Below are 553 nucleotides of genomic sequence, written 5' to 3'. Positions count from 1 at the left end.
GCTATGGCCTGTCGCCAGCCGCGGCCTCCGCCTTCAACGTCAAGGCCGACAAGCGCGTGATTTCGGTGATGGGTGACGGCGGCTTCTGGCACAATGGCCTGGCGACCTCGATCGGTAATGCCGTGTTCAACAAGCAGGATGGCGTCATCCTCGTGGTCGATAATTACTATTCGGCGGCGACGGGTGGCCAGGACATCATGTCCTCGCGTGCCGTCAATCCGCGCCGCAAGACCAACAATTCGATCGTCGATGCGGTGAAGGGCATCGGTGCGACCTGGGTGCGGCAGATCGACCGGACCTATGACGTCGCCAAGATGCGCGACACGCTGCGCGAGGCGCTGACCACCAAGGAAGAGGGACCGAAGATCATCGTCGCTTCCTCCGAATGCATGCTCAACAAGCAGCGCCGGGTGAAGCCGCAATTCGCCAAGGCGGTGAAGGACGGCAAGCGCATGGTCAAGGAGCGTTTCGGCGTCGACGAGGATGTGTGCACCGGCGATCACGCCTGCGTCCGTCTCTCCGGCTGTCCGTCGCTGTCGGTCAAGCATACTGA

1 protein-coding gene is annotated in these 553 nt (G+C 62.2%); it reads left to right on the top strand.

The window, feature by feature from the left end:
• A partial coding sequence (locus tag AC1D0P_RS27685) for a thiamine pyrophosphate-dependent enzyme (RefSeq protein ID WP_477679658.1) occupies nt 1–553 on the top strand: 553 nt, incomplete at both ends.

The sequence above is a fragment of the Polaromonas sp. P1_G2 genome (genome assembly GCF_056405515.1).
Note: the sequence above shows the minus strand (reverse complement) of the source record. Positions and strands in the feature narration are given on the sequence as shown.